Origin of the sequence: Klebsiella sp. 10-1 (assembly GCF_009758445.1) — a bacterium.
GTDB lineage: Bacteria > Pseudomonadota > Gammaproteobacteria > Enterobacterales > Enterobacteriaceae > Klebsiella > Klebsiella scottii.
On the sequence record NZ_WQRE01000008.1, the window covers coordinates 262,673 to 286,135 of the forward strand.

Annotated in this window: 24 protein-coding genes; 20 read left to right on the forward strand and 4 right to left on the reverse strand. The window is 59.8% G+C overall.

Annotated elements, in window-relative coordinates; all coding sequences use genetic code 11:
• Window positions 1-156: 156 nt before the first annotated feature.
• The 10 genes from phnF to phnP all read left to right on the forward strand — a co-directional run bounded on the left by phnF (window position 157) and on the right by phnP (window position 7,853).
• On the forward strand, window positions 157-882 hold the full coding sequence (gene phnF / locus GO007_RS24555) for a phosphonate metabolism transcriptional regulator PhnF (protein WP_095104505.1): 726 nt from the start codon (window positions 157-159) through the stop codon (window positions 880-882).
• Window positions 883-1,335, forward strand: coding sequence for a phosphonate C-P lyase system protein PhnG (gene phnG, locus GO007_RS24560; RefSeq protein WP_095104507.1), 453 nt, complete (start codon window positions 883-885; stop codon window positions 1,333-1,335). It abuts the gene before it with no gap.
• On the forward strand, window positions 1,332-1,916 hold the full coding sequence (phnH, locus tag GO007_RS24565; protein ID WP_041143665.1) for a phosphonate C-P lyase system protein PhnH: 585 nt from the start codon (window positions 1,332-1,334) through the stop codon (window positions 1,914-1,916). Before phnG ends, phnH begins: the two co-directional genes overlap by 4 nt.
• Window positions 1,916-2,980 (forward strand): carbon-phosphorus lyase complex subunit, encoded by a 1,065-nt coding sequence (locus tag GO007_RS24570; RefSeq protein WP_095104509.1) that lies wholly within the window; start codon window positions 1,916-1,918, stop codon window positions 2,978-2,980. Before phnH ends, GO007_RS24570 begins: the two co-directional genes overlap by 1 nt.
• Window positions 2,973-3,821: an alpha-D-ribose 1-methylphosphonate 5-phosphate C-P-lyase PhnJ gene (locus tag GO007_RS24575; protein ID WP_095104511.1), complete on the forward strand. Its 849-nt coding sequence runs from the start codon at window positions 2,973-2,975 to the stop codon at window positions 3,819-3,821. The genes GO007_RS24570 and GO007_RS24575 overlap by 8 nt, the downstream gene beginning before the upstream one ends.
• On the forward strand, window positions 3,818-4,576 hold the full coding sequence (gene phnK / locus GO007_RS24580; protein ID WP_095104513.1) for a phosphonate C-P lyase system protein PhnK: 759 nt from the start codon (window positions 3,818-3,820) through the stop codon (window positions 4,574-4,576). The genes GO007_RS24575 and phnK overlap by 4 nt, the downstream gene beginning before the upstream one ends.
• Window positions 4,577-4,660: 84 nt before the next feature.
• A complete protein-coding gene (gene phnL / locus GO007_RS24585) occupies window positions 4,661-5,347 on the forward strand; it encodes a phosphonate C-P lyase system protein PhnL (protein WP_095104515.1) in 687 nt (228 codons plus the stop codon).
• On the forward strand, window positions 5,344-6,480 hold the full coding sequence (phnM, locus tag GO007_RS24590; protein WP_095104517.1) for an alpha-D-ribose 1-methylphosphonate 5-triphosphate diphosphatase: 1,137 nt from the start codon (window positions 5,344-5,346) through the stop codon (window positions 6,478-6,480). The genes phnL and phnM overlap by 4 nt, the downstream gene beginning before the upstream one ends.
• Window positions 6,480-7,043: a ribose 1,5-bisphosphokinase gene (gene phnN, locus GO007_RS24595; protein WP_095104519.1), complete on the forward strand. Its 564-nt coding sequence runs from the start codon at window positions 6,480-6,482 to the stop codon at window positions 7,041-7,043. Before phnM ends, phnN begins: the two co-directional genes overlap by 1 nt.
• A gap of 51 nt (window positions 7,044-7,094) precedes the next feature.
• A complete protein-coding gene (gene phnP / locus GO007_RS24600; protein WP_095104521.1) occupies window positions 7,095-7,853 on the forward strand; it encodes a phosphonate metabolism protein PhnP in 759 nt (252 codons plus the stop codon).
• Here phnP and yjdP read toward each other — a convergent pair.
• Both yjdP and rpiB read right to left on the reverse strand, forming a co-directional pair.
• The gene (gene yjdP / locus GO007_RS24605; RefSeq protein ID WP_095104523.1) at window positions 7,850-8,185 is read right to left on the reverse strand and encodes a DDRRRQL repeat protein YjdP; all 336 of its coding nucleotides are present in this window, start codon (window positions 8,183-8,185) and stop codon (window positions 7,850-7,852) included. The two genes, phnP and yjdP, sit on opposite strands and share 4 nt — an antisense overlap.
• A 69-nt stretch (window positions 8,186-8,254) precedes the next feature.
• Complete coding sequence (gene rpiB / locus GO007_RS24610) at window positions 8,255-8,704, reverse strand: bifunctional allose-6-phosphate isomerase/ribose-5-phosphate isomerase RpiB (RefSeq protein ID WP_095104525.1); 450 nt, start codon at window positions 8,702-8,704, stop codon at window positions 8,255-8,257.
• Window positions 8,705-9,063: 359 nt separating this feature from the next.
• Between rpiB and GO007_RS24615 the strand changes: the two genes are divergently transcribed.
• The 6 genes from GO007_RS24615 to alsK all read left to right on the forward strand — a co-directional run bounded on the left by GO007_RS24615 (window position 9,064) and on the right by alsK (window position 15,261).
• Window positions 9,064-9,951 carry a MurR/RpiR family transcriptional regulator gene (locus GO007_RS24615; RefSeq protein WP_095104527.1) on the forward strand — a complete coding sequence of 296 codons (888 nt, stop codon included), beginning with the start codon at window positions 9,064-9,066 and terminating at the stop codon, window positions 9,949-9,951.
• Window positions 9,952-10,125: 174 nt separating this feature from the next.
• A complete protein-coding gene (gene alsB / locus GO007_RS24620; protein WP_095104529.1) occupies window positions 10,126-11,061 on the forward strand; it encodes a D-allose transporter substrate-binding protein in 936 nt (311 codons plus the stop codon).
• A gap of 71 nt (window positions 11,062-11,132) precedes the next feature.
• Window positions 11,133-12,665: a D-allose ABC transporter ATP-binding protein AlsA gene (alsA, locus tag GO007_RS24625; protein ID WP_095104531.1), complete on the forward strand. Its 1,533-nt coding sequence runs from the start codon at window positions 11,133-11,135 to the stop codon at window positions 12,663-12,665.
• The gene (gene alsC, locus GO007_RS24630; RefSeq protein WP_095104535.1) at window positions 12,644-13,624 is read left to right on the forward strand and encodes a D-allose ABC transporter permease; all 981 of its coding nucleotides are present in this window, start codon (window positions 12,644-12,646) and stop codon (window positions 13,622-13,624) included. Before alsA ends, alsC begins: the two co-directional genes overlap by 22 nt.
• A 10-nt stretch (window positions 13,625-13,634) precedes the next feature.
• A complete protein-coding gene (gene alsE / locus GO007_RS24635; RefSeq protein ID WP_095104537.1) occupies window positions 13,635-14,330 on the forward strand; it encodes a D-allulose 6-phosphate 3-epimerase in 696 nt (231 codons plus the stop codon).
• Complete coding sequence (alsK, locus tag GO007_RS24640) at window positions 14,314-15,261, forward strand: allose kinase (RefSeq protein ID WP_095104538.1); 948 nt, start codon at window positions 14,314-14,316, stop codon at window positions 15,259-15,261. The genes alsE and alsK overlap by 17 nt, the downstream gene beginning before the upstream one ends.
• Here the strand turns inward: alsK and GO007_RS24645 are convergent.
• On the reverse strand, window positions 15,173-17,779 hold the full coding sequence (locus GO007_RS24645; RefSeq protein WP_095104540.1) for an ATP-binding protein: 2,607 nt from the start codon (window positions 17,777-17,779) through the stop codon (window positions 15,173-15,175). The two genes, alsK and GO007_RS24645, sit on opposite strands and share 89 nt — an antisense overlap.
• A 185-nt stretch (window positions 17,780-17,964) precedes the next feature.
• On the opposite strand from GO007_RS24645, the gene GO007_RS24650 reads away from it, so the two are divergent.
• From GO007_RS24650 to GO007_RS24660, 3 genes are read left to right on the forward strand one after another with little or no spacing between them, the layout of a single operon-like run.
• Window positions 17,965-19,485, forward strand: a complete 1,521-nt coding sequence (locus tag GO007_RS24650; RefSeq protein ID WP_095104542.1) for a sugar ABC transporter ATP-binding protein — start codon at window positions 17,965-17,967, stop codon at window positions 19,483-19,485.
• A complete protein-coding gene (locus GO007_RS24655) occupies window positions 19,482-20,483 on the forward strand; it encodes an ABC transporter permease subunit (RefSeq protein ID WP_095104544.1) in 1,002 nt (333 codons plus the stop codon). Before GO007_RS24650 ends, GO007_RS24655 begins: the two co-directional genes overlap by 4 nt.
• Before the next feature lie 36 nt (window positions 20,484-20,519).
• Window positions 20,520-21,461, forward strand: coding sequence for an ABC transporter substrate-binding protein (locus tag GO007_RS24660; RefSeq protein ID WP_095104546.1), 942 nt, complete (start codon window positions 20,520-20,522; stop codon window positions 21,459-21,461).
• A 54-nt stretch (window positions 21,462-21,515) separates the two neighbouring features.
• Here the strand turns inward: GO007_RS24660 and GO007_RS24665 are convergent, their stop codons facing one another.
• A complete protein-coding gene (locus GO007_RS24665) occupies window positions 21,516-22,247 on the reverse strand; it encodes a response regulator (RefSeq protein ID WP_095104548.1) in 732 nt (243 codons plus the stop codon).
• 272 nt (window positions 22,248-22,519) lie between these two features.
• Here GO007_RS24665 and GO007_RS24670 point away from each other — a divergent pair.
• The coding region (locus tag GO007_RS24670) for a molybdopterin-dependent oxidoreductase (RefSeq protein WP_145980614.1) at window positions 22,520-23,463 on the forward strand (944 nt) is incomplete at its 3' end.

Consider the following 23,463-nt stretch of genomic DNA (forward strand, 5'->3'; position numbering starts at 1 on the left):
TTCCCTGCGGGCGGGCTCTCCCGCCCTGTCATCTCCCTGGCGCTAACTCTTCATCCTGCGGTCATTATGTTTTAACCGGAATGTAACAAAAACAGGTCAGGATCGGGCCACTCTCAGAGGGAAATCCCTTCTTCTGCTTAGTGAGGCTCGACTGACATGTACTTATCCAGACATCCGACCAGTTATCCTACCCGGTATCAGGAAATTGCCGCCAGGCTTGAGCAAGAGCTTCGTCATAACTACCGCTGCGGCGACTATCTTCCTGCGGAACAGCAGCTGGCCACGCGCTTTGAGGTCAACCGCCATACCCTGCGCCGGGCGATAGACCAGCTGGTTGAACGCGGCTGGGTACAGCGCCGTCAGGGCATCGGCGTGCTGGTGCTGATGCGGCCGATCGACTATCCGCTGAACGCCCAGGCGCGCTTCAGCCAGAACTTACTCGAGCAGGGAAGCCATCCGACCAGCGAAAAGCTGCTGTCGGTGCTGCGCCCGGCCAGCAGCCACGTCGCCGAGGCCTTTGCTATCAACGAAGGCGATAACGTCATTCATCTGCGCACCCTGCGCCGGGTGAACGGCGTCGCGCTGTGCCTGATCGACCACTACTTCACCGACCTGCGTTTCTGGCCCGCGCTGCAAACCTTCAGCCAGGGCTCACTGCACGATTTTCTGCGCCAGCAGCTGGACGTCGAGCTCACCCGCACGCGCACCAAAATCAGCGCCCGCCGCGCGCAGGCCAAAGAGAGCAACATTCTGGGGATCCCCAACATGGCGCCGCTGCTGTGCGTAAGAACCCTGAACCACCGTCCTGGCGAGCAAAACGCGACGGAGTATTCCGTCAGCCTGACCCGGGCGGACATGATCGAATTCACCATGGAGCACTGAATGCACTTTGATACCGCAACCCGCCAGCGCTGGATGTCCGTGCTGGCCCACAGTGAACCGCAAGAGCTTCAGGCGCGGATGCAGACCCTGCAGCTGGCGCCGCAGTACGAATCCATTCGCGCCCCGGAAACCGGCCTGGTGCAGCTGCAGGCGCGCATGGGGGGCATCGGCGATCGTTTCTTCGCCGGGGACGCCACCCTGACCCGGGCGGCGATCCGTCTCGCCGACGGCACGCTCGGCTACAGCTGGATACTGGGGCGCGATCGCCTCCATGCCGAACGCTGCGCGGCCATCGATGCGCTGATGCAGTCGCCGCACCACTTTCATTCCTTAATGGAAACCCTGATTACCCCGCTGGAAGAACTACGAAGCGCGCGCATTGAAGCCCGACGCGCCGAAGTCAACGCCAGCCGGGTAGATTTCTTTACTCTGGTTCGCGGAGATAACGCATGACCTTACAAACCGCTTTTACCCTACCGGCGCAGGATGCCCAACACAGTTTTCGTCGCCTGCTGAAGGCCATGAGCGAGCCGGGCGTTATCGTCTCCCTGCAGCAGCTTCAGCACGGCTGGCAGCCGCTGAACGTCGCCTCTACCAGCCTCCTGCTGACCCTCGCCGATCGCGACACGCCGGTATGGTTTACCGCAGCGCTGCATAACGATCTTGTCGGCCAGAACCTGCGTTTTCATACCGGCGCGCCGCTGGTTGAACAGCCGCAGCAGGCGGTATTCGCCGTCACCAACGAGCGTATCAGCGCGGAACAGCTGAACGAGCTCTCCGCCGGCACCGTTGTCGCTCCGGAAACCGGCGTAACGCTGATCGTCCAGCTCCCCAGCCTTAGCGGCGGGCGCATGCTGCGTCTGACCGGCGCCGGAATTGCCGAAGAGCGGATGATCGCCCCGCAGCTGCCGGATTGCATCATTGATGAACTGACCGAGCGCCCGCACCCGTTCCCCTTAGGCATTGACCTGATCCTCACCTGTGGAGAACGTCTGCTGGCCATCCCGCGCACCACCCACGTGGAGGTTTGCTAATGTACGTTGCCGTCAAAGGCGGTGAGAAGGCGATAGTCGCCGCTCACGCCCTTCAGGAACACAAACGACGAGGCGATGGACGGCTTCCTGAAATTAGCGTGGAACAGATTACCCAGCAGCTGAACCTGGCGGTTGACCGGGTGATGACCGAAGGCGGCATCGCCGATCGCGAGCTGGCGGCGCTGGCGCTCAAGCAGGCCAGCGGCGACAGCGTCGAGGCCATTTTTTTACTCCGCGCCTACCGCACCACCCTGCAGCGGCTGGCGGTGAGCGAGCCGGTAAATACCGCCGAAATGCGTCTGGAGCGCCGCATTTCGGCGGTCTATAAGGATATTCCCGGCGGCCAGATGCTCGGCCCGACCTATGACTACACCCACCGCCTGCTCGATTTTACCCTGCTGGCCAACGGCGAGACGCCGGCGCTGAAAACCGCCGGGCAGCCGCCGGAAGCCACTCCGCACGTCTTTAACCTGCTGGTCCAGCAGGGGCTGGCGAAAGCGGAACGGCAAACCCTCGCCCAACCTGACGATATCACCCGCAGCCCGCCGGTTTACCCCTGCTCGCGCTCATCGCGCCTGCAGCAGCTGGTGCGCGGCGACGAAGGCTACCTGCTGGCGCTGGCCTACTCGACCCAGCGCGGCTACGGCCGCAATCACCCGTTTGCCGGCGAAATACGCAGCGGCTACGTGGCGGTGGAGATCGTCCCGGAGGAGCTGGGCTTTGCGGTCAATATTGGCGAGCTGCTGATGACCGAATGCGAAATGGTCAACGGGTTTGTCGCCCCGGAAGACGAGCCCCCGCACTTCACCCGCGGCTACGGCCTGACCTTCGGCATGAGCGAGCGCAAAGCGATGGCGATGGCGCTGGTTGACCGCGCGCTCCAGGCGCCGGACTACGGCGAGGAGGCGGCCGGCCCGGCGCAGGACGAAGAGTTTGTGCTGGCCCATGCCGATAACGTCGAGGCCGCGGGCTTCGTCTCGCACCTTAAGCTGCCCCACTATGTCGATTTCCAGGCCGAACTGGCGCTGCTGAAACGCCTGCAACGGGAGAACGAACGTGGCTAACACCCTCTCCGGCTATAACTTCGCCTATCTTGATGAGCAAACCAAGCGCATGATCCGCCGCGCCATTCTTAAAGCCGTCGCCATCCCCGGCTATCAGGTCCCGTTCGGCGGCCGCGAAATGCCGATGCCCTACGGCTGGGGGACCGGCGGCATCCAGCTGACCGCCAGCCTGATTGGCGAGAACGACGTGCTGAAGGTGATTGACCAGGGCGCCGATGACACCACCAACGCGGTATCGATTCGCCAGTTCTTCACCCGCGTGACCGGCGTCGCCACCACCGAGCGCACCGAAGACGCGACGCTGATCCAGACCCGCCACCGGATCCCGGAAACGCCGTTGACGGAAGATCAGATCCTGATCTTCCAGGTGCCGATCCCGGAGCCGCTGCGCTTTATCGAGCCGCGCGAAACCGAAACCCGCACCATGCACGCGCTGGAAGAGTACGGCGTGATGCAGGTAAAACTGTATGAAGATATTGCCCGCTTCGGCCACATTGCGACCACCTACGCCTACCCGGTGAAGGTCAACGGCCGCTACGTGATGGACCCATCGCCAATCCCGAAATTCGATAACCCGAAAATGCACATGATGCCGGCGCTGCAGCTGTTCGGCGCCGGGCGCGAAAAGCGCATCTACGCGGTCCCGCCGTTTACGCCGGTGGAAAGCCTCGATTTTGACGATCATCCGTTCACCGTGCAGGAGTGGGATGAGCCCTGCGCCATCTGCGGCTCGCGCCACAGCTATCTTGATGAAGTGGTGCTGGATGACAGCGGCAAGCGCATGTTTGTCTGCTCCGATACCGACTACTGCCGCCAACAGAGCGAGGCGCAACAAAAATGAGCCAACCGTTACTTGCGGTCAATAATCTGACCCACCTCTATGCGCCGGGCAAAGGCTTCAGCGACGTCTCTTTTGAACTGTTCCCGGGGGAAGTGCTGGGCATCGTCGGCGAATCCGGCTCCGGCAAAACGACCCTGCTGAAGGCCATCTCCGCGCGCCTGGCGCCGCAGCAGGGCGAGGTGATGTACCACAACCGCTCGCTGTACGCGATGAGCGAGGCGGATCGCCGCCGCCTGCTGCGCACCGAGTGGGGCGTGGTGCATCAGCACCCGATGGACGGCCTGCGGCGCCAGGTTTCAGCGGGCGGCAATATCGGCGAACGCCTGATGGCCACCGGCTCACGCCACTACGGCAATATTCGCGCCACCGCCGGGCGCTGGCTGGAAGAGGTGGAGATCCCGGCATCGCGCATCGACGACCTGCCGACCACCTTTTCCGGCGGCATGCAGCAGCGCCTGCAGATCGCCCGCAATCTCGTCACCCAGCCGAAGCTGGTGTTTATGGATGAACCCACCGGCGGACTGGATGTGTCGGTACAGGCTCGCCTGCTCGACCTGCTGCGCGGCCTGGTGGTGGAGCTGAACCTCGCGGTGGTTATTGTCACCCACGATCTCGGCGTTGCGCGCCTGCTGGCTCACCGCCTGCTGGTGATGAAGCAGGGTCAGGTGGTGGAAAGTGGTTTAACCGACCGGGTGCTCGACGATCCGCACCATCCCTATACCCAGCTGCTGGTGTCGTCGGTCTTGCAGAACTAGCCCACTAACAATCCGCTGGGTCAGGTAGCCCGGACGGGCGCATCGCGCCGCCTCCGGGGAAACTCAGGCACTATGAGGCAACAAATGAACGCTATCCGCGTTGAAAACGTACATAAAACCTTTGTCCTGCATCAGCAAAACGGCGTTCGCCTGCCGGTGCTCGCCGACGCTTCGCTAACGGTTAACGCCGGAGAGTGCGTGGTGCTGCACGGCCATTCCGGCAGCGGTAAATCAACCCTGCTGCGCTCGCTTTACGCCAACTACCTGCCGGATACCGGGCATATTCACATCCGCCACGGCGACGAGTGGGTTGACCTGGTGAACGCCTCGGCGCGCAAGGTGCTGGAAGTCCGTAAAACCACCATCGGCTGGGTCAGCCAGTTCCTGCGGGTCATCCCGCGGATTTCAGCGCTGGAGGTGGTGATGCAACCGCTGCTGGATCTCGGCATCCCGCGCGAAGAGTGCGCCGCTAAGGCCGCGCGCCTGCTGACGCGCCTGAACGTCCCGGAACGCCTGTGGCACCTTGCCCCGTCCACCTTCTCCGGCGGCGAGCAGCAGCGGGTCAACATCGCCCGCGGCTTCGCCGTTGACTATCCGATCCTCTTACTCGACGAGCCTACCGCCTCCCTGGACGCCAAAAACAGCGCCGCGGTGGTGGAGCTGATTAACGAAGCCAAAGCGCGCGGCGCGGCTATTGTCGGCATTTTCCATGATGAAACGATACGCAACCTGGTCGCCGACCGGCTGCATCCGATGGGAATAACAGCATGATTATCAACAACGTAAAACTGGTTCTCGAAGATGAAGTGGTGAACGGTTCGCTGGAGGTGCAGGAGGGCATGATTTACGCGTTTGCCGAAAGCCAAAGCCAGCTGCCGCAGGCTATCGACGGCGAGGGCGGCTGGCTGCTGCCGGGGCTCATCGAGCTGCATACCGATAATCTGGACAAGTTTTTTACCCCGCGCCCGAAGGTTGACTGGCCCGCCCACTCGGCGATGAGCAGCCACGATGCGCTGATGATCGCCAGCGGGATCACCACCGTGCTGGATGCGGTGGCCATTGGCGACGTCCGCGACGGCGGCGACCGGCTGGAAAATCTGGAAAAGATGATCAACGCCATCGAAGAGACGCAAAAGCGCGGCGTTAACCGCGCCGAGCACCGCCTGCACCTGCGCTGCGAGCTGCCGCACCACACCACCCTGCCGCTGTTTGAGAAGCTGGTTGGCCGCGAGCCGGTGAGCATGGTCTCCCTGATGGACCACTCTCCAGGGCAGCGCCAGTACGCCGACCGCAGCAAGTACCGCGATTACTATCAGGGAAAATATCATCTGACCAACGAAGAGATGGACCGCTTCGAGGAGGAGCAGATGGCGCTGGCGGCGACCTGGTCGCAACCGAACCGCGAGACCATCGCCGCCATCTGCCGCGAGCGTAAGATCGCCCTCGCCAGCCACGATGACGCCACCCGTGAACATGTCGTCGAATCGCACCAGCTTGGCAGCGTGATCGCCGAATTTCCTACCACCTTAGCCGCCGCAGAGGCCTCGCGTCAGCACGGCATGAACGTGCTGATGGGGGCGCCGAATATCGTGCGCGGCGGCTCGCACTCCGGCAACGTCGCCGCCCATCAGCTGGCGGCCGATAATCTGCTGGATATTCTGTCATCCGACTACTATCCCGCCAGCCTGCTGGATGCCGCCTTCCGCATCGCCGATGACGATAGCAACCGCTTCACGCTGCCGCAGGCGATTCGCCTGGTGAGCAAAAATCCGGCGCAGGCGCTGGGGTTAGGCGACCGCGGAGCCATTGCCGAAGGTAAACGTGCCGACCTCGTGCTGGCCCATCGCCGCGGGGAGCATGTGCATATCGACCACGTCTGGCGTCAAGGAAAGAGGGTTTTCTAATGTCCGGGAAACTGATTTGGCTGGTGGGGCCTTCCGGCTCTGGAAAAGATAGCCTGCTGGCGGCGCTCCGCCAGCGCGAGCACTCGCAGCTGCTGGTTGCGCATCGCTATATTACGCGCCCCTTTAACGCCGGGAGCGAGAATCATATCGCCCTCAGCAAGCCGGAGTTTTTCAGCCGCGCCGAGCGCCAGCTTTTTGCTCTCAGCTGGCACGCCAATAACAATTACTACGGGATTGGCATCGAAATTGACCTCTGGCTGCACGCCGGTTTCGACGTGGTGGCCAACGGCTCCCGCGCGCATCTGCCGCAGGCCCGGGCGCGCTACGCCGACGCTCTGCTGCCCATCTGCCTGCAGGTCACGCCGGAAGTGCTGCGCCAGCGTCTGCAGCAGCGCGGCCGGGAGAACGAAACGGAGATCGCCCAGCGGCTTGAGCGCGCCGCGCGCTACGCGCCAACGGACTGCCTGACGCTCAATAACGACGGCACCCTCGGGCAATCGGTCGAGCAATTCTTCACGCTGCTGCGCCGCCGCTACGCCCGACAAGAGAATCAGCATGCCTGACCGCAAGCGACGCGAAGTCGTCGTTTTAAAAAAGCGCTGTGAGGAGGGGGTATGAGCCTGACTATTCGCTTAAGCGGAACCGGCGGCGCCCAGCTGGTGCCGGTCTTCGGCTGCGACTGCGCCGCCTGTCGCCGCGCCCGTATTAATGAGGCCCACCGCCGCCGTCCCTGCAGCGCGGCGGTGAAGTTCAACCACGCCGTGACGCTGCTGGACGCCGGTCTCCCGGACCTGATGGAGCGCTGGCCCGCCGGAACTTTTCAGCAGTTTTTGCTCACCCACTACCATATGGATCATGTGCAGGGCCTGTTCCCGCTGCGCTGGGGCGTGGGCGCGCAGATCCCGGTTTTTGGTCCGCCGGATGAAGAGGGCTGCGACGATCTCTTTAAGCATCCCGGGCTGCTGGATTTTAGCCATACCGTCGCGCCCTTCGTGGTTTTTGAGCTGCAGGGGCTCAGGGTGACCCCGCTGCCGCTGAACCATTCAAAGCTGACGTTCGGCTATCTGCTGGAGTCGGCGCACAGCCGCGTGGCGTGGCTGTCGGATACCGCCGGGCTGCCGGAAAAGACGCTGAAGTTCCTGCTCAATAACCAGCCGCAGGTGATTATTATCGACTGCAGCCACGAACCGCGTCCGCAAACCCCGCGCAACCACTGTGATTTAAATACGGTGCGGGCAATCAACCTGATCGTTGGCTGCCCGCGCGTCATTCTCACCCATATCAGCCATCAGTTTGATGCCTGGATGATGGAAAACGCGCTGCCGCCGGGGTTTGAGGCGGGCTACGACGGTATGGAGATCGTGCTGGATTAGTAGTCGTCATCCAGCCGCCGGCGATCGTTCTCTAACTGCCGACGGTCCTGATCCAGCTGGCGCTGGCGATCGTCAAGCTCTCGGCGGCGATCGTCCAGCTGACGCTGCCGATCGTCGTACTGCCGCTGGCGATCGCTGCTTTGCTGACGGCTCTCCTGATAGCGGCCATCGTTGTACCGATCGTCGTCGTCGGAGCGGCTATCGCCGGGACGCCAGGCGTCATTAATCGCCTGCTGAATATTGCCGATGGCGTCGTCAATAAGATCGGCGCGCGCAAGCTGGCTGCTCAGCGACAGGGTGCAGAGGATCAAAGCGGTCAAATAGCGTTTCATAGGGCCAGTCTCTTCGGGGGGCTGGCCCTACGGTAATCAACGGCCGCCGCGGCGAGTAGCGGAGGAATCTCAAATCCGCTGCTGCTCAATCGCCGCTATCGCGTCAATTCGCGCCTGATGCCGACCGCCTTCAAATTCACTATCCAGCCAGGCGTCTACGATCATTTTTGCCAGCTCCAGGCCTATGACGCGCGCGCCGAATGCCAGCACGTTAGTATTGTTATGCTGGCGCGAAAGCTGGGCTGAATAGGGTTCGCTGCACACGACCGCACGAATGCCGGGATGCTTATTGGCGGTAATCGAGATCCCAACGCCGGTGCCGCAGATCAGGAGCCCGCCATCAGCTTCACCAGTCACAATGGCCTGGGCGACGGCGCTGGCGTAGCGGGGATAGTCCGTCCGCTCGGACGACCACGTCCCCTTATCCACAGTCTCGATACCCCGCTGCTGCAGGTGCGCAAGGATCTCGTCCTTCAGGATAAACCCCACGTGATCGCAGCCAATGGCAATCCTTTTCATACTTAGCCTCGCCTGTTGTTAACTTTACAAACATGGTTGATATTGTGATTTAAGCCGTGAATAACGGCGAGAAAGCGATCAAAAAACCGCCTTTAAGCGTCTTTCTACACGGCAATTTTTCACAAATCAAGCGCATTAAACGAGCTATCCACGGCATACGCTAGCGACAAACGAAGACGTAAATCACACAATCAATTGTTTTATATTTAATTTTATAAAAAAGCACATCTCCATACTCCGCTAAACTTCACAGAACATACAACTTTATAAAATTTATGTTTTTGTGAAGTAGATTGTATATTTTCTGTTTGGAGTGTGGTGATATAGTGTCGTCTTCATTTTATGGACAAGAGAAAGCGATGAGCCAGTCAGAATCCAGTTCGCTCCCCAACGGTATCGGTCTCGCCCCCTGGTTGCGTATGAAGCAAGAAGGGATGACCGAAAATGAAAGCCGGATCGTCGAGTGGTTGCTTAAACCCGGCAACCTAAGCGATGCCCCCGCCATTAAAGATGTGGCGGAAGCGCTATCGGTATCCGAAGCGATGATCGTCAAGGTTTCCAAACTGCTGGGTTTCAGCGGTTTTCGTAACCTGCGCAGCGCCCTGGTGGAGTATTTCTCTCAATCTGAACAGGTACTCCCTGCCGAACTCTCCTTTGATGAAGCGCCGCAGGACGTGGTGAATAAGGTGTTTAACATCACCTTGCGTACCATTATGGAAGGCCAGTCGATCGTGAACGTCGATGAGATCCATCGCGCGGCGCGCTTTTTCGCCCAGGCCAACCAGCGCGATCTGTACGGGGCGGGCGGCTCGAACGCCATCTGTGCCGACGTCCAGCACAAGTTTCTGCGCATCGGCATGCGCTGCCAGACCTATCCGGATGCACATATCATGATGATGTCCGCCTCGTTATTGAAAAAAGGCGATGTCGTGCTGGTCGTCACCCACTCCGGGCGCACCAGCGATATTAAATCCGCAGTGGAACTGGCGAAAAAGAACGGGGCTAAAATTATCTGTATTACACACAGCTACCATTCGCCGATCGCCAAATTAGCTGATTTTATTATTTGTTCGCCAGCACCAGAAACGCCATTATTAGGCAGAAACGCCTCTGCGCGTATATTACAACTAACATTATTAGATGCTTTTTTTGTTTCCGTTGCCCAACAGAATATTGAACAGGCTACTTTAAATATGCAAAAAACCGGCGCTATTGTTGATTTCTTTTCACCAGGTGCGCTGAAGTAAATACTCGTCATATTTCAAGCCGCAGTTGCGTTGGCTACGCTCGTTCGCCCCAGTCAGATAGTTTTATGCTGCTGGGGACTGACCCGCTTGCCGCCCTTCTGTAACCTGAATTATTCCGAGGATTAATAATCTGCTCCTGCCCAAGGAGCAATATCCTACACCGAGAATACTGCTATGAATAAATATCTGAAAATCTTCAGCGGCGTGGCTATGGGCGTAATGTTATCCACCAGCGCTTTCGCCGCCGCCGATTATGCTGTGGTATTAAAAACATTATCGAACCCGTTTTGGGTTGATATGAAAAAAGGTATTGAAGACGAGGCCAAAACCCTGGGCGTCAGCGTCGATGTTTTTGCCTCCCCCTCGGAAGGCGATTTTCAGTCACAGCTGCAGCTGTTTGAAGATTTAAGCAACAAGAACTACAAAGGTATCGCTTTCGCCCCGCTCTCCTCGGTAAACCTGGTCATGCCGGTAGCCAAAGCCTGGAAGAAAGGTATTTTTCTGGTCAACCTCGATGAAAAGATCGATATGGATAACCTGAAGAAGGCCGGCGGTAACGTTGAGGGATTCGTCACCACTGACAACGTCGCGGTCGGTGCGAAAGGGGCCGACTTTATTATCGGCAAGCTGGGCGCTGAGGGAGGCGAAGTTGCCATCATCGAAGGTAAAGCCGGCAATGCCTCAGGGGAAGCTCGCCGCAACGGTGCGACGGAGACCTTCAAAAAAGCCAGCCAGATCAAGCTGGTCTCCAGCCAGCCTGCCGACTGGGATCGCATTAAAGCGCTGGATGTCGCCACCAATGTTCTGCAGCGTAACCCCAACCTGAAAGCCTTTTACTGCGCTAACGATACGATGGCAATGGGCGTTGCCCAGGCCGTGGCCAACGCCGGTAAAAGCAAAACGGTACTGGTCGTCGGCACCGACGGTATTCCCGAGGCGCGCAAAATGGTCGCCGCCGGACAGATGACCGCCACCATCGCCCAGAACCCAACGAATATCGGCGCAACGGGCCTGAAAATGATGGTCGATGCCGCGAAGACCGGTAAGGTCATTCCCCTGGATAAAACGCCAGAATTTAGGCTGGTGGATTCTATTCTGGTCACGAAGTAATTTTCCTGCGGGTGATTTAATGCCCCTTACCCTTATGCTCACCAGCGGGTAAGAATGAATAAGGAGTGATTATGGTCACGCCATATATTTCAATGGCGGGGATCGGCAAATCCTTTGGTCCGGTTCACGCATTAAAATCGGTCGATTTAACCGTTTACCCGCATGAAATACACGCATTGCTCGGGGAAAATGGTGCGGGTAAATCAACGCTAATGAAAGTTTTGTCGGGGATCCATGAACCGACCAAAGGTACCATTACGATTAATAACGTTAATTATGACAAGCTCGATCATAAATTAGCTGCCCGGCTTGGCATCGGCATTATTTATCAAGAGCTCAGCGTGATCGATGAATTAACGGTGCTGGAAAATTTATATATTGGCCGACATCTGACGAAAAAAGTCTGCGGCGTCAATATCATCGACTGGAAGGAGATGCGCTTACGGGCGGCAATGATGCTGCTGCGCATCGGATTAAAAGTCGATTTAGACCAGAAGGTGGCGAACCTCTCGATCAGCCACAAGCAGATGCTGGAAATCGCCAAAACGCTGATGCTGGATGCCAAAGTGCTAATTATGGACGAACCGACCTCCTCTCTGACCAACAAAGAGGTCGACTACCTGTTCCTGATCATGAACCAGCTGCGCAAAGAGGGCACCGCCATCGTCTATATCTCGCACAAGCTGGCGGAGATCCGCCGCATCTGCGACCGCTACACGGTGATGAAGGACGGCAGCAGCGTCTGCAGCGGAATGGTCAGCGAGGTCAACAACGAAGATATCGTCCGCCTGATGGTCGGCCGCGAGCTGCAAAACCGTTTTAACGCGATGAAAGAGAGCGCCGGAAATGTCGCAAGCGAAACGGTTTTCGAGGTCAAAAACGTCACCAGCCGGGACAAGAAAAAGGTCCGCGATATCTCCTTTAGCGTTAGCCGCGGCGAAATCCTCGGCTTCGCCGGCCTGGTGGGCTCCGGACGCACGGAGCTGATGGACTGCCTGTTCGGCGTGGACAGGCGTAGCGGCGGTGAAATCCTCCTCAACGGCAAAGCGATCACCCCGCGCTCGCCGCTGGACGCCTTGAAGAAAGGCATGGGCTACATCACCGAGAGCCGCCGCGACAACGGCTTCTTCGGCAATTTCTCCATCGCCCAGAACATGGCGGTCAGCCGGAGCCTGAAGCATGGCGGCTATAAGGGGGCGATGGGGCTGTTTCGCGAAGGGGACGAGCGCAAGACGGCGGAAGAGCAGCGCCGGCTGCTGGCGCTGAAGTGCCATTCGGTCGATCAGAACATTGGCGAGCTTTCCGGCGGAAACCAACAAAAGGTCCTCATTTCCAAATGGCTATGCTGCAACCCCGAAGTCCTCATTTTTGATGAGCCGACGCGCGGTATCGATGTCGGCGCGAAAGCCGAAATTTATAAAGTGATGCGCCAGCTGGCCGATGACGGAAAAGTCATTCTGATGGTGTCATCCGAACTTCCTGAAATTATCACCGTCTGCGACCGCATTGCCGTGTTCTGCGAAGGGCGACTGACGCAAATTCTGACCAATCGCGACGACATGAGCGAAGAGGAGATTATGGTATGGGCACTGCCGCAAGAGTAAAAGACGAGACCGACGGCAAAAAGCCGTTCAACTTCGCGCTGTTCTGGGATAAATACGGCACCTTTTTTATCCTCGCGATTATCGTCGCAATTTTCGGCACGCTGTCGCCGGAATACTTTCTGACCACCAACAACATCACGCAAATATTTGTCCAGAGCTCGGTAACGGTGCTTATCGGCATGGGCGAGTTCTTCGCGATCCTGGTGGCCGGCATCGACCTCTCCGTCGGCGCCATTCTGGCGCTTTCCGGCATGGTCACCGCCAAGCTGATGCTGGCAGGGGTCGATCCGTTCCTCGCGGCGCTGATTGGCGGCGTGCTGGTCGGCGGCGCGCTGGGAGCGATTAACGGCTGCCTGGTCAACTGGACAGGCCTGCATCCGTTCATTATTACCCTCGGCACCAACGCCATCTTCCGCGGCATCACCCTGGTTATCTCCGATGCCAACTCGGTATACGGCTTCTCTTTTGATTTCGTTAACTTCTTTGCCGCCAGCGTGCTGGGGATCCCGGTGCCGGTCATCTTCTCGCTCATCGTGGCCGTCATTTTATGGTTCCTGACCACCCGCATGCGGCTGGGCCGCAACATCTACGCCCTCGGCGGCAATAAAAACTCCGCCTTCTATTCCGGCATCGACGTCAAGTTCCACATGCTGCTGGTATTCATTATTTCCGGCGTCTGCGCCGGGCTGGCGGGGGTGGTCTCAACGGCGCGCCTCGGGGCAGCGGAGCCTCTGGCCGGAATGGGTTTTGAAACCTACGCCATCGCCAGCGCCATTATCGGCGGCACCAGCTTCTTCGGGGGAAAGGGACGTATTTTCTCGGTGGTGATCGGCGGTCTGATCATCGGCACCATCAACAACGGACTGAACATTCTCCAGGTACAAACCTACTACCAGCTGGTGGTGATGGGTGGATTAATTATCGCGGCTGTCGCCCTCGACCGTCTTATCAGTAAGTAAGGAATTTATGATGAAAATTGCCCCCTCTTTAATGTGTATGGATCTGCTGAAATTCAAAGAACAGATTGAGTTTATCGACCAGCATGCAGATTACTTTCACATCGACATTATGGATGGCCACTTTGTCCCTAACCTGACGCTATCGCCGTTCTTCGTCAGCCAGGTGAAGAAGCTGGCCAGCAAACCGCTCGATTGTCATCTGATGGTCACCCGGCCGCAGGATTACATCAGCCAGCTGGCGCAGGCGGGTGCGGACTTTATCACCCTGCATCCGGAGACCATTAACGGTCAGGCCTTCCGCCTGATAGAAGAGATCCGCCGCCACGGTATGAAGGTTGGGCTGATTCTCAACCCGGAAACGCCGGTCGAGGCCATGAAGTATTACATCCACAAAGCCGACAAAATCACGGTGATGACCGTCGATCCGGGCTTCGCGGGACAGCCGTTTATCCCGGAGATGCTGGCTAAAATCAGTGAGCTGAAGGCCTGGCGCGAACGCGAAGGGCTGGATTACGAAATTGAGATCGACGGCTCATGCAATAAAGCGACCTATGAAAGCCTCATGACGGCAGGCGCGGACGTCTTTATCGTCGGCACCTCCGGGCTGTTTAACCATGCAGATAACATTCACGAAGCGTGGCAGGTCATGGCTGAGCAAATTCTGGCGGCAAAAAACGAGGTATTCCCTCATGCAAAAACGGCTTAACGTCGTCGCGGGCGTGGATATGGGGGCAACCCATATCCGCTTTTGCCTGCAGACGGCACAGGGCGAGGCGCTACACTGCGAGAAGCTTCGCACCGCCGATGTGCTAACGGCGGGCGGCCTGGTCAGCGGCATCACCCTGCTGATTCAGCCGCTGCTCGATCGCTATCAGGCACATTGCTGTGGTCTGGTGATGGGCTTACCGGCGCTGGTCGGCAAGGATAAACGGACGATTATCTCCACCCCTAACCTGCCGTTACCGCCAGAAATAGTGCGGACGCTAGCCGATGAGCTGGAACATTCGCTGGCCTGCCCGGTCGAATTCTCCCGCGATGTCAATCTGCAGCTCTCTTTCGACGTGCAGGAAAACGGTCTGCAGGCGCAGCAGGTCTTAGCCGCGTATCTCGGCACCGGCATGGGCTTCGCCATCTGGCTGAACGGCGGGCCGTGGACCGGCGCCCACGGTGTAGCGGGAGAGCTGGGGCATATTCCACAGGGCGACGCCGCGCTTATCTGCGGTTGCGGTAATTCCGGCTGCCTGGAAACCGTCTGTTCAGGTATCGCGCTCAAGCGCTGGTATGAGCAGCAGCCGCGCGGCTATGAGCTTGGCGAGCTGTTTGTTCACGCCGCGGAGGAACCCTTTGTCCAGGCCCTTCTGCACCATGCCGCCCGCGCCATCGCCACCAGCATCAACCTCTTCGACCCCGATGCGGTGATCCTCGGCGGCGGCGTGATAGATATGCCCGACTTTCCGCGCGAGACGCTGATAGCCATGATAAAAACGCATATTCGCCGTCCGCTGCCTTACCAGGCGGTGCGGTTTATCGCGGCATCGTCCTCGGCGTTTAACGGTGCCCAGGGGGCGGCGGCTCTGGCTCGCTACCATTATTTACCGCAACCTGTCGCAGCGCCTGCTGCAGCTGTGCGCGGGTGAAGGGTTTACGCAGCAGCTCGACGTCCGGCAGCGCGGGATTATGCGCCGGGCGCAGATCCTGACCGCTGATTAACAGCAGCGCCACCGTCGGGAAGCGACGCTGCGTTTCGTTAATGACCTCCGCGCCGCTCAGCCTTCCCGGCAGCATCAGATCGCTGATAAGCAGCGCAATATCCGGCGAGGCCTCCAGCATCTGCAGCGCCTGCTCGCCGCTGGCGGTTTCCAGCGTCAGCCAGCCAAGCTGATGCAGCTGCTCGCACAGGGTCTGGCGCACGTCCGCCTCATCCTCAAGCACCAGCGCCAGCCGCTCGGCGCCGATCTCCTGCTCCGCCTCAGGCAGCAGCCCGCTGGCCGTCGCCTGTACCGCCGCGCGCGGCAGCTGCAGGCGCACCGTCGTCCCCTGACCCGGGGCGCTTTCAATCGTCACCCTTCCCCCCGACTGGCGCACAAAGCCATACACCATCGATAGCCCCAGGCCGCTGCCGCTGCCGGTTTGTTTGGTGGTAAAGAACGGTTCAAACACCTGCGCTTTCACCTCCAGCGACATCCCGCAGCCGTGATCGACCACCTCCAGCGCCACCATATCCTGCCGCCGCCCGTCGCTGCGCGCCACGCGCTGATTCCAGCTGCGTATTCTTATCACGCCGGGCCGCCCTTCCATCGCATCCCGCGCGTTCATCACCAGGTTGATAATGGCGTTTTCCAGCTGGCCGACGTCAATCCACGCCGGCCAGGCGGGGGACTGCGCCTCAATCTCGAGGCTCAGCGCCGCTGGCAGAGAGTGGCGCATCAGTTCGCCGAGGTTCTCCAGCAGCGGCTTCATCTCAACGGCGTGCGGGTGCAGCGACTGCTTGCGCGAGAAGGCCAGCAGCCGCTGGGTCAGCAGCGCGCCGCGTTCGGCGGCCTTGCGCGCTCTTGAGATGCGCGCCGCGTCGCCCTCATGGGGCTGAACCAGCTCAAGGCTGCCGATTATCACCGCCAGCAGGTTATTAAAATCATGCGCCAGGCCGCCGGTCAGCTGGCCGACGGCCTTCATTTTCTGGCTATGGACCAGCGCCTGCTCCAGCCCCTTGCGCTCGGTGCGATCGAGCACCACGTTGACCAGACCGCGCCCCGGCACCGGGCTGAAGCGCAGCTCAATCGTCCGGTCGTTCGCCAGCTGCAGCTCCTGCGGCTTCGGCAGCGGTGAAGCGAGGTTGGCCCGCACGTGCTCCGCGAGGGTCGCCGCCCGGCTCAGCAGCTGCTGGTAGTGCATGCCGCGCTGCAGATCGTTTGCCGCCAGCCCGAGCAGCAGCGGATACTGCGGATTCCACACCACCAGCTGCCCCTGATTATCAAACAGGGCAAAGCCGTCACGCATCGCGTGAAAGGTGGTCTCCAGCAGCGTGCTTTTCTCTTTCAGCAGCAGGGAAGTGTGGGCCAGCGAGGCGGTATTGCGGGCGAAGACGTTGAAAGCGCGCGCCAGCTCGCCCAGCTCATCGCGCCGCTGCAGCGCGGGCACCGAGACGTGGTTCTCACCGTGAGCCAGCCGCGACATGGCGCGAGAAATGGCGGTCAGGTTGGAGCCAAGATTGCGGTAGATATACCAGCCGGCGCAGCCGGTGATCGCCAGCGCCAGCAGCGCTGACAGCAGAATAAACATGCTGATGGAGCGCAGCTCCTGATGGCTTTGCGCCGCCCGCAGCTCCGACGCCTGCGCCACCCTGGCGACATACTGATTAATATCGCTGTTCAGCAGCGCCACCAGCGCCTTGATATGGAACATATACCAGCCGATCGCCAGATCGCTCTCCTCAAGCTGGGCCGACAGCGGCTCCAGCCTGGCAAGCTCGATCTTAAAATCCGCGAGGATCAGGGCCTGCGTCGGGTCCGCGCTGGTTTGCGGCAGAAAGCCCATCACCTCATCCAGCTGCTGGACGATCGAACGCGGCGTCGAGGTGTGGATGGCGGCGGTAATCAGCCGATCCATCTCCTCCAGCCGGCGCGGATCGATCGCCGGCGCGCCAGGCCGATCGCTAAGATCCTGCAGATGGCGCAGATAGCTCTGGTTCTGATACAGCGAGCTGAGCAGCTCATTGCGCTGCAAATGGCGACGCTGGCCGCGCTCCAGCATTCCGCCTACGCTCTGCTGCAGCTCGTTGCTGCGGCGAATAATGCTGGCGACCAGCGCCAGCTCCTGCTGCGCCAGCGGCGCGGCGGCAAGCTGGGACAACGAGTGCTTCAGCGCCTGCTGGGTCTCCAGCAGACGCTCGGCCTCGCTTTTATACTCCAGCGCCCCCACTACCTGCGAAAGCCGAACCGCCGCGGTGGCGACGTTGGCGGTATCGCGCGCGAGGTTCATGCTGCCGGTCATATCGTCCAGCGTCTGGCGCTGCACCTGCTCCTGCAGCAGGCTGGCGTGGCGAAAACCCAGCACCGCCACCCCGGCGACCATCAGCGTCACCGCCACCATCAGCAGGTTAAACGAAAGCAGGCGTCCGCGGGCGCTGGTGAAAAACGGATAACGATGGGATGACATGGTCGGCTCCGCGCTAGTTTTGTTTATCCTGGCGGCTGGCGGCAGCGACGGGGAGAGTAACGTTGCGTAATTGTGATCAAGATTAACTATTCATCAATATGACAAATATGAACGGCTTCTGACATTTTGCATTTATCAGCCTGTGGTGCACTGCCGCTATCGACCGCTCTCGCAGGAGACCCCTTATGCCAGCAACGCCGGTACTATCCATGCGCAATATTGCCAAAGCCTTTGGCAAATTTTATGCGCTGAAAGGCGTCGATTTGACGGTCTGGCCCGGCGAGATCCACGCCCTGATGGGCGAAAACGGCGCCGGGAAAAGCACGCTAATGAAGATCCTCGCCGGCGCCTATACCGCGACCAGCGGTGAGATCCTGATCGACGGGAAACCGCACACCATCAAAGGGCCAAAAGACGCGCTTGCGGCGGGCATCACGCTGATTTATCAGGAGATGCAGCTGGCGCCCAACCTCACCGTCGCCGAAAATATTTTTCTCGGCAGCGAGCTGGCGCGCGGCGGAATGGTGCAGCGCAAAGAGATGCAAATCCAGGCCCAGGCGGTGATTGATCGTCTTGGCGCCCAGTTTAAGGCCAGCGATCGGGTGATGAAGCTGACCATTGCCGAACAGCAGCAGGTGGAGATCGCCCGCGCCCTGCACCGCAACAGCCGAATTCTGGTGATGGATGAGCCTACCGCCGCCCTCTCTTCGCGTGAAACCCAGCGCCTGTTTGAGCTGATTCTGCGCCTGCGCGATGAGGGCATGGCGATTATCTATATCAGCCACCGCATGGCGGAGGTCTATGAGCTGTCCGATCGCGTCAGCGTCCTGCGCGACGGTCAGTACGTCGGCAGCCTGACCCGCGACAGGCTCAACGCCTCCGAGCTGGTGCGCATGATGGTGGGCCGTCCGCTCAGCGACCTGTTCAACAAAGAACGCGATATCCCGCTCGGCCAGCCGCGCCTGCGGGTACAGGATTTGACCGACGGCAGCAAGGTGAAGCCGAGCAGCCTGGTGGTGCACGCCGGAGAAATCGTCGGCCTCGCCGGGCTGGTCGGCGCGGGCCGCTCCGAGCTGGCGCAGCTGATTTTCGGCGTGCGCAAGGCGAGCGGCGGCATGATTGAAATCGACGGCGAGCCGGTGGTGATCCACTCGCCGCGCGAGGCCATCGATCTCGGCATCGGCTTTCTTACCGAGAACCGCAAGGAGCAGGGGCTGTTCCTCGAACTGGCGGCGCAGGAAAACATCACTATGGCGACGCTGGAGCGCGACGCCAGCTGGGGCATGCTCAACCGTAAAAAGGCGCAGACCATCTCCGATGACGCCATCTCTTTGCTCAATATTCGCGTCCCGCATTCGCAGGTGCGGGCGGGCGGCCTTTCCGGCGGCAACCAGCAAAAGCTGCTGATCTCCCGCTGGGTGGCGATCGGCCCGCGGCTCCTGATCCTCGATGAGCCCACGCGCGGCGTCGACGTCGGCGCCAAAAGCGAAATTTACCGCATCATGAACCAGATGGCGCGTCAGGGCGTGGCCATTTTAATGATCTCCAGCGAATTACCGGAAGTGGTCGGTATGAGCGACCGGGTATACGTGATGCGCGAAGGCGCTATTGTCGGCGAACTGCAGGCCGACGAGATCGGCCAGGAAAGCATCATGACGCTGGCCACCGGCGTTAACGACTCTCACCTTAAGGCGGAACAACCATGACAACGCAAAAAGAGACCGCCGCCCGGCCGGTGGCAAAATCAGCATCGGCGAAAAAAATTCTGATGGGCGATTTGATGCAAACGGTCGGCATCCTGCCGATTTTAATCCTGATCGTCGCGGTATTTGGCTTTATTGCCCCGAACTTCTTTACCGAAAGCAACCTGCTGAACATTACCCGCCAGGCGTCCATCAACATCGTGCTCGCGGCGGGCATGACCTTTATTATTTTAACCGGCGGGATCGACCTGTCGGTCGGCTCTATTCTCGGCACCACCGCGGTGGCGGCGATGGTGGTCTCGCTGATGCCGGAGCTCTCCCTGCTCTCCATTCCGGCGGCGCTGATGCTCGGCCTGCTGCTGGGCCTGTTTAACGGCGCGCTGGTCGCCTTCGCCGGGCTGCCGCCGTTTATCGTTACGCTAGGCACCTATACGGCGCTGCGCGGGGCCGCCTATCTGCTGGCCGACGGCACCACGGTGATCAACTCCGATATCAGCTTTGAATGGATCGGCAACGATTATCTCGGGCCGGTGCCGTGGCTGGTGGTGATCGCCCTGGCGGTGATTGCGGTGTGCTGGTTCATTCTGCGCCGCACCACGCTCGGCGTGCATATCTACGCGGTGGGCGGCAATATGCAAGCCGCAAGGCTGACCGGCATCAAGGTGTGGCTGGTGCTGCTGTTCGTCTACGGCATGAGCGGACTGCTCTCCGGGCTGGGCGGGGTGATGAGCGCCTCGCGGCTGTACAGCGCCAACGGCAACCTCGGCGTGGGCTATGAGCTGGACGCCATCGCCGCGGTTATCCTCGGCGGCACCAGCTTCGTCGGCGGTATCGGCACCATCACCGGTACCCTGGTGGGGGCGCTGATTATCGCCACCCTCAATAACGGCATGACGCTGATGGGCGTCTCCTATTTCTGGCAACTGGTGATCAAAGGGGCGGTGATCATCATTGCGGTACTGATCGACAAATACCGTACCCGACACCATCAAAGTGCATAACAACAATACCAATACCCTACGAGTGAGGAAGACAATATGCGTTTGAAACCGTTAGCGATCGCGCTCTGTGCCGGCACGCTGCTGGCCGCAGCGCCGTTCACCCAGGCTAAAGAACTCAAATCCATCGGCGTGACGGTCGGCGATCTGGCCAACCCGTTCTTCGTCCAGATCACCAAAGGCGCCGAGCTGGAAGCCCGCAAGCTGGCCGGGGATGGCGTCAAAGTGACGCTGGTTTCCAGCGGCTACGATCTCGGTCAGCAGGTCGCGCAGATCGATAACTTTATCGCCGCGAAGGTCGACATGATTATCCTTAACGCCGCCGACTCCAAGGGCATCGGCCCGGCGGTGAAACGGGCGAAAGACGCCGGCATCGTGGTGGTGGCGGTGGACGTGGCCGCCGAAGGGGCGGACGCCACGATTACCTCCGACAACACCCAGGCGGGCGAAATGGCCTGTAAATACATCACCGACCGCCTGAAAGGGAAAGGCAACGTGGTGATTATCAACGGGCCGCCGGTTTCTGCGGTGCAGAACCGCGTCGAGGGCTGCCAGACGGAGTTCAAGCGCCACCCGGATATCAAAGTGCTGTCGTATAACCAGAACGCCAAGGGCAGCCGCGAAGGCGGCCTGGAAATTATGACCTCGCTGCTGGCCGCCAATCCGAAAATCGACGGCGTATTTGCGATTAACGACCCTACCGCCATCGGCGCGGACCTGGCGGCCAAACAGGCCCAGCGCCGTGAGTTCTTTATCGTCGGCGTCGACGGTAGTCCGGACGGGGAAGAAGCGTTGAAGCGTAAGAATTCGCTGTTTGTCGCCACCCCGGCCCAGGACCCGCAGGTGATGGCGGCGAAGGCGGTAGAGATTGGCTACGACATCCTGCAGGGCAAACCGGCGCCAACGGCTCCGGTGCTGATCCCGGTGACGATGATCGATAAAAACAACATTGGTACTTATAAAGGCTGGACCGTGAAGTAAGCGGAATCGGCCAGGCAATGCCCCGGGAAGCGCCCGGGGTTAGCCCCTTCGCGGCTACGCCGCCTTATCGCCGTGGATAACGTCTGCGGCGAACACATAGCCCAGGCCGCGCATGGTTTTGATCAGCGCCGGCTGATGCGGATTAAGCTCAATTTTGCGCCGCAGGCGCATGATCAGCACGTCAATCGTGCGATCAAACACCTCGATGCTCTCGCTATGGGTCAACGTCAGCAGCTGTTCGCGGTTCAGCACCCGCCGGGCGTTCTGCGCCAGCGCCAGCAGCAGGCCATATTCACCCTGAGTCAGCGGCACCGGCTGCTGCTGAGGGTTAAATAGCTCGCAGCGGCCGGTATCCAGCCGCCAGCCGTTAAAAATCAGCCCCGTACCGCCGCCAACGCCGCTCTCAGCGGCCAGCGCGCCGCTGCGTCTGAGCACCGCTTTCACCCGCGCCACCACCACCCGGGAGTTAAACGGCTTGCCGATGTAGTCGTCGGCGCCCATCTCCAGCCCCACCACGACGTCGGCTTCGCTCCCGAGACCGGTGAGCATCACCACCGGCAGATCGGGTCTGCTGCGCTGCAGCTGCTGCAGCACCAGCAGGCCGTTGGTATCAGGCAAAATCATGTCCAGCAGGACGAGGGAAATATCCGCCCGCTGCGCCGCCACCGCCAGCGCTTCGCCGCCGGTTTGGCGCACCAGCACGTCAAAAACGTGCGCGCTGAGCACGTCGCACAGCAGTTCGCAGATTGCGCTGTCGTCATCAACAACCAAAATGACCGGTTTCATAGCTTGCCTCTGCCCGCCGGGAGGATGTCTGTATGATTAATTCAGCAAACCAACTCCGACAAATCCATTGCCGGATAGCGTTTCTTCAACCCATGTCACAACTCCGCCCGCTTCGACACGTCAAAACTGACGACGCCCTGCTTTTCGTCAGCACTTCGCCCAAAAATCCGGCGTATCATCAGGAAATACCCACAATGAAAACATGGCATAGAAGATGCATAGTGACGGCGTGATAGCGCGTATGCGTCAACTGATTAACGGGAGCAAGACCGATGAAAAAAGTCGTCACGGTTTGTCCGTATTGCGCATCAGGTTGCAAAATCAACCTGGTGGTCGATAACGGCAAAATCGTCCGGGCTGAGGCGGCCCAGGGGAAAACCAACCAGGGAACCCTGTGCCTGAAGGGCTACTACGGCTGGGACTTTATTAACGATACCCAAATCCTCACCCCGCGCCTGAAAACCCCGATGATCCGCCGCCAGCGCGGCGGCAGGCTGGAATCCGTCTCCTGGGACGAGGCCCTCGACTACGTCGCCGCCCGCCTCAGCGCGATTAAAGAGAAGTACGGCCCGGATGCCATCCAGACCACCGGCTCCTCCCGCGGAACCGGGAATGAAACCAACTATGTGATGCAAAAATTCGCCCGCGCCGTTATTGGTACCAATAACGTCGACTGCTGCGCTCGCGTCTGACACGGCCCTTCGGTTGCAGGTCTGCACCAGTCGGTCGGTAACGGCGCTATGAGCAATGCCATCACCGAGATTGATAACACCGATCTCGTCTTTATCTTCGGCTACAATCCGGCCGACTCACACCCCATCGTGGCGAATCACGTGATTAACGCCAAACGCAACGGGGCGAAGATTATCGTCTGCGATCCGCGCAAGATTGAAACCGCGCGCATTGCCGATATGCATATTGCCTTGAAAAACGGCTCCAACATCGCGCTGCTCAACGCCATCGGCCACGTCATTATCGAAGAGGATCTCTACGATAAATCCTTCGTCGCCAGCCGTACCGAGGGCTTCGAGGAGTACCGTAAAATCGTTGAAGGCTATACGCCGGAGTCGGTGGAAGAGATAACCGGCGTCAGCGCCCGGGAGATCCGCGCCTGCGCCCGGATGTACGCCGGCGCCAAATCCGCCGCCATCCTGTGGGGCATGGGCGTCACCCAGTTCTATCAGGGCGTGGAAACCGTGCGCTCGCTGACCAGCCT

What these genes read in the sequence shown, in the direction of transcription:
- alsA (WP_095104531.1), top strand. Translation starts at nt 11,133, where the DNA reads ATGGTCACGCCATATATTTCAATGGCGGGGATCGGCAAATCCTTTGGT.
- alsK (WP_095104538.1), top strand. Translation starts at nt 14,314, where the DNA reads ATGCAAAAACGGCTTAACGTCGTCGCGGGCGTGGATATGGGGGCAACC.
- phnM (WP_095104517.1), top strand. Translation starts at nt 5,344, where the DNA reads ATGATTATCAACAACGTAAAACTGGTTCTCGAAGATGAAGTGGTGAAC.
- GO007_RS24660 (WP_095104546.1), top strand. Translation starts at nt 20,520, where the DNA reads ATGCGTTTGAAACCGTTAGCGATCGCGCTCTGTGCCGGCACGCTGCTG.
- GO007_RS24645 (WP_095104540.1), bottom strand. Translation starts at nt 17,779, where the DNA reads ATGTCATCCCATCGTTATCCGTTTTTCACCAGCGCCCGCGGACGCCTG.
- alsE (WP_095104537.1), top strand. Translation starts at nt 13,635, where the DNA reads ATGAAAATTGCCCCCTCTTTAATGTGTATGGATCTGCTGAAATTCAAA.
- phnF (WP_095104505.1), top strand. Translation starts at nt 157, where the DNA reads ATGTACTTATCCAGACATCCGACCAGTTATCCTACCCGGTATCAGGAA.
- GO007_RS24655 (WP_095104544.1), top strand. Translation starts at nt 19,482, where the DNA reads ATGACAACGCAAAAAGAGACCGCCGCCCGGCCGGTGGCAAAATCAGCA.
- alsC (WP_095104535.1), top strand. Translation starts at nt 12,644, where the DNA reads ATGGGCACTGCCGCAAGAGTAAAAGACGAGACCGACGGCAAAAAGCCG.
- GO007_RS24665 (WP_095104548.1), bottom strand. Translation starts at nt 22,247, where the DNA reads ATGAAACCGGTCATTTTGGTTGTTGATGACGACAGCGCAATCTGCGAA.
- phnL (WP_095104515.1), top strand. Translation starts at nt 4,661, where the DNA reads ATGAACGCTATCCGCGTTGAAAACGTACATAAAACCTTTGTCCTGCAT.
- yjdP (WP_095104523.1), bottom strand. Translation starts at nt 8,185, where the DNA reads ATGAAACGCTATTTGACCGCTTTGATCCTCTGCACCCTGTCGCTGAGC.
- GO007_RS24650 (WP_095104542.1), top strand. Translation starts at nt 17,965, where the DNA reads ATGCCAGCAACGCCGGTACTATCCATGCGCAATATTGCCAAAGCCTTT.
- GO007_RS24570 (WP_095104509.1), top strand. Translation starts at nt 1,916, where the DNA reads ATGTACGTTGCCGTCAAAGGCGGTGAGAAGGCGATAGTCGCCGCTCAC.
- phnP (WP_095104521.1), top strand. Translation starts at nt 7,095, where the DNA reads ATGAGCCTGACTATTCGCTTAAGCGGAACCGGCGGCGCCCAGCTGGTG.
- phnN (WP_095104519.1), top strand. Translation starts at nt 6,480, where the DNA reads ATGTCCGGGAAACTGATTTGGCTGGTGGGGCCTTCCGGCTCTGGAAAA.
- alsB (WP_095104529.1), top strand. Translation starts at nt 10,126, where the DNA reads ATGAATAAATATCTGAAAATCTTCAGCGGCGTGGCTATGGGCGTAATG.
- rpiB (WP_095104525.1), bottom strand. Translation starts at nt 8,704, where the DNA reads ATGAAAAGGATTGCCATTGGCTGCGATCACGTGGGGTTTATCCTGAAG.
- GO007_RS24615 (WP_095104527.1), top strand. Translation starts at nt 9,064, where the DNA reads ATGAGCCAGTCAGAATCCAGTTCGCTCCCCAACGGTATCGGTCTCGCC.
- phnK (WP_095104513.1), top strand. Translation starts at nt 3,818, where the DNA reads ATGAGCCAACCGTTACTTGCGGTCAATAATCTGACCCACCTCTATGCG.
- phnH (WP_041143665.1), top strand. Translation starts at nt 1,332, where the DNA reads ATGACCTTACAAACCGCTTTTACCCTACCGGCGCAGGATGCCCAACAC.
- phnG (WP_095104507.1), top strand. Translation starts at nt 883, where the DNA reads ATGCACTTTGATACCGCAACCCGCCAGCGCTGGATGTCCGTGCTGGCC.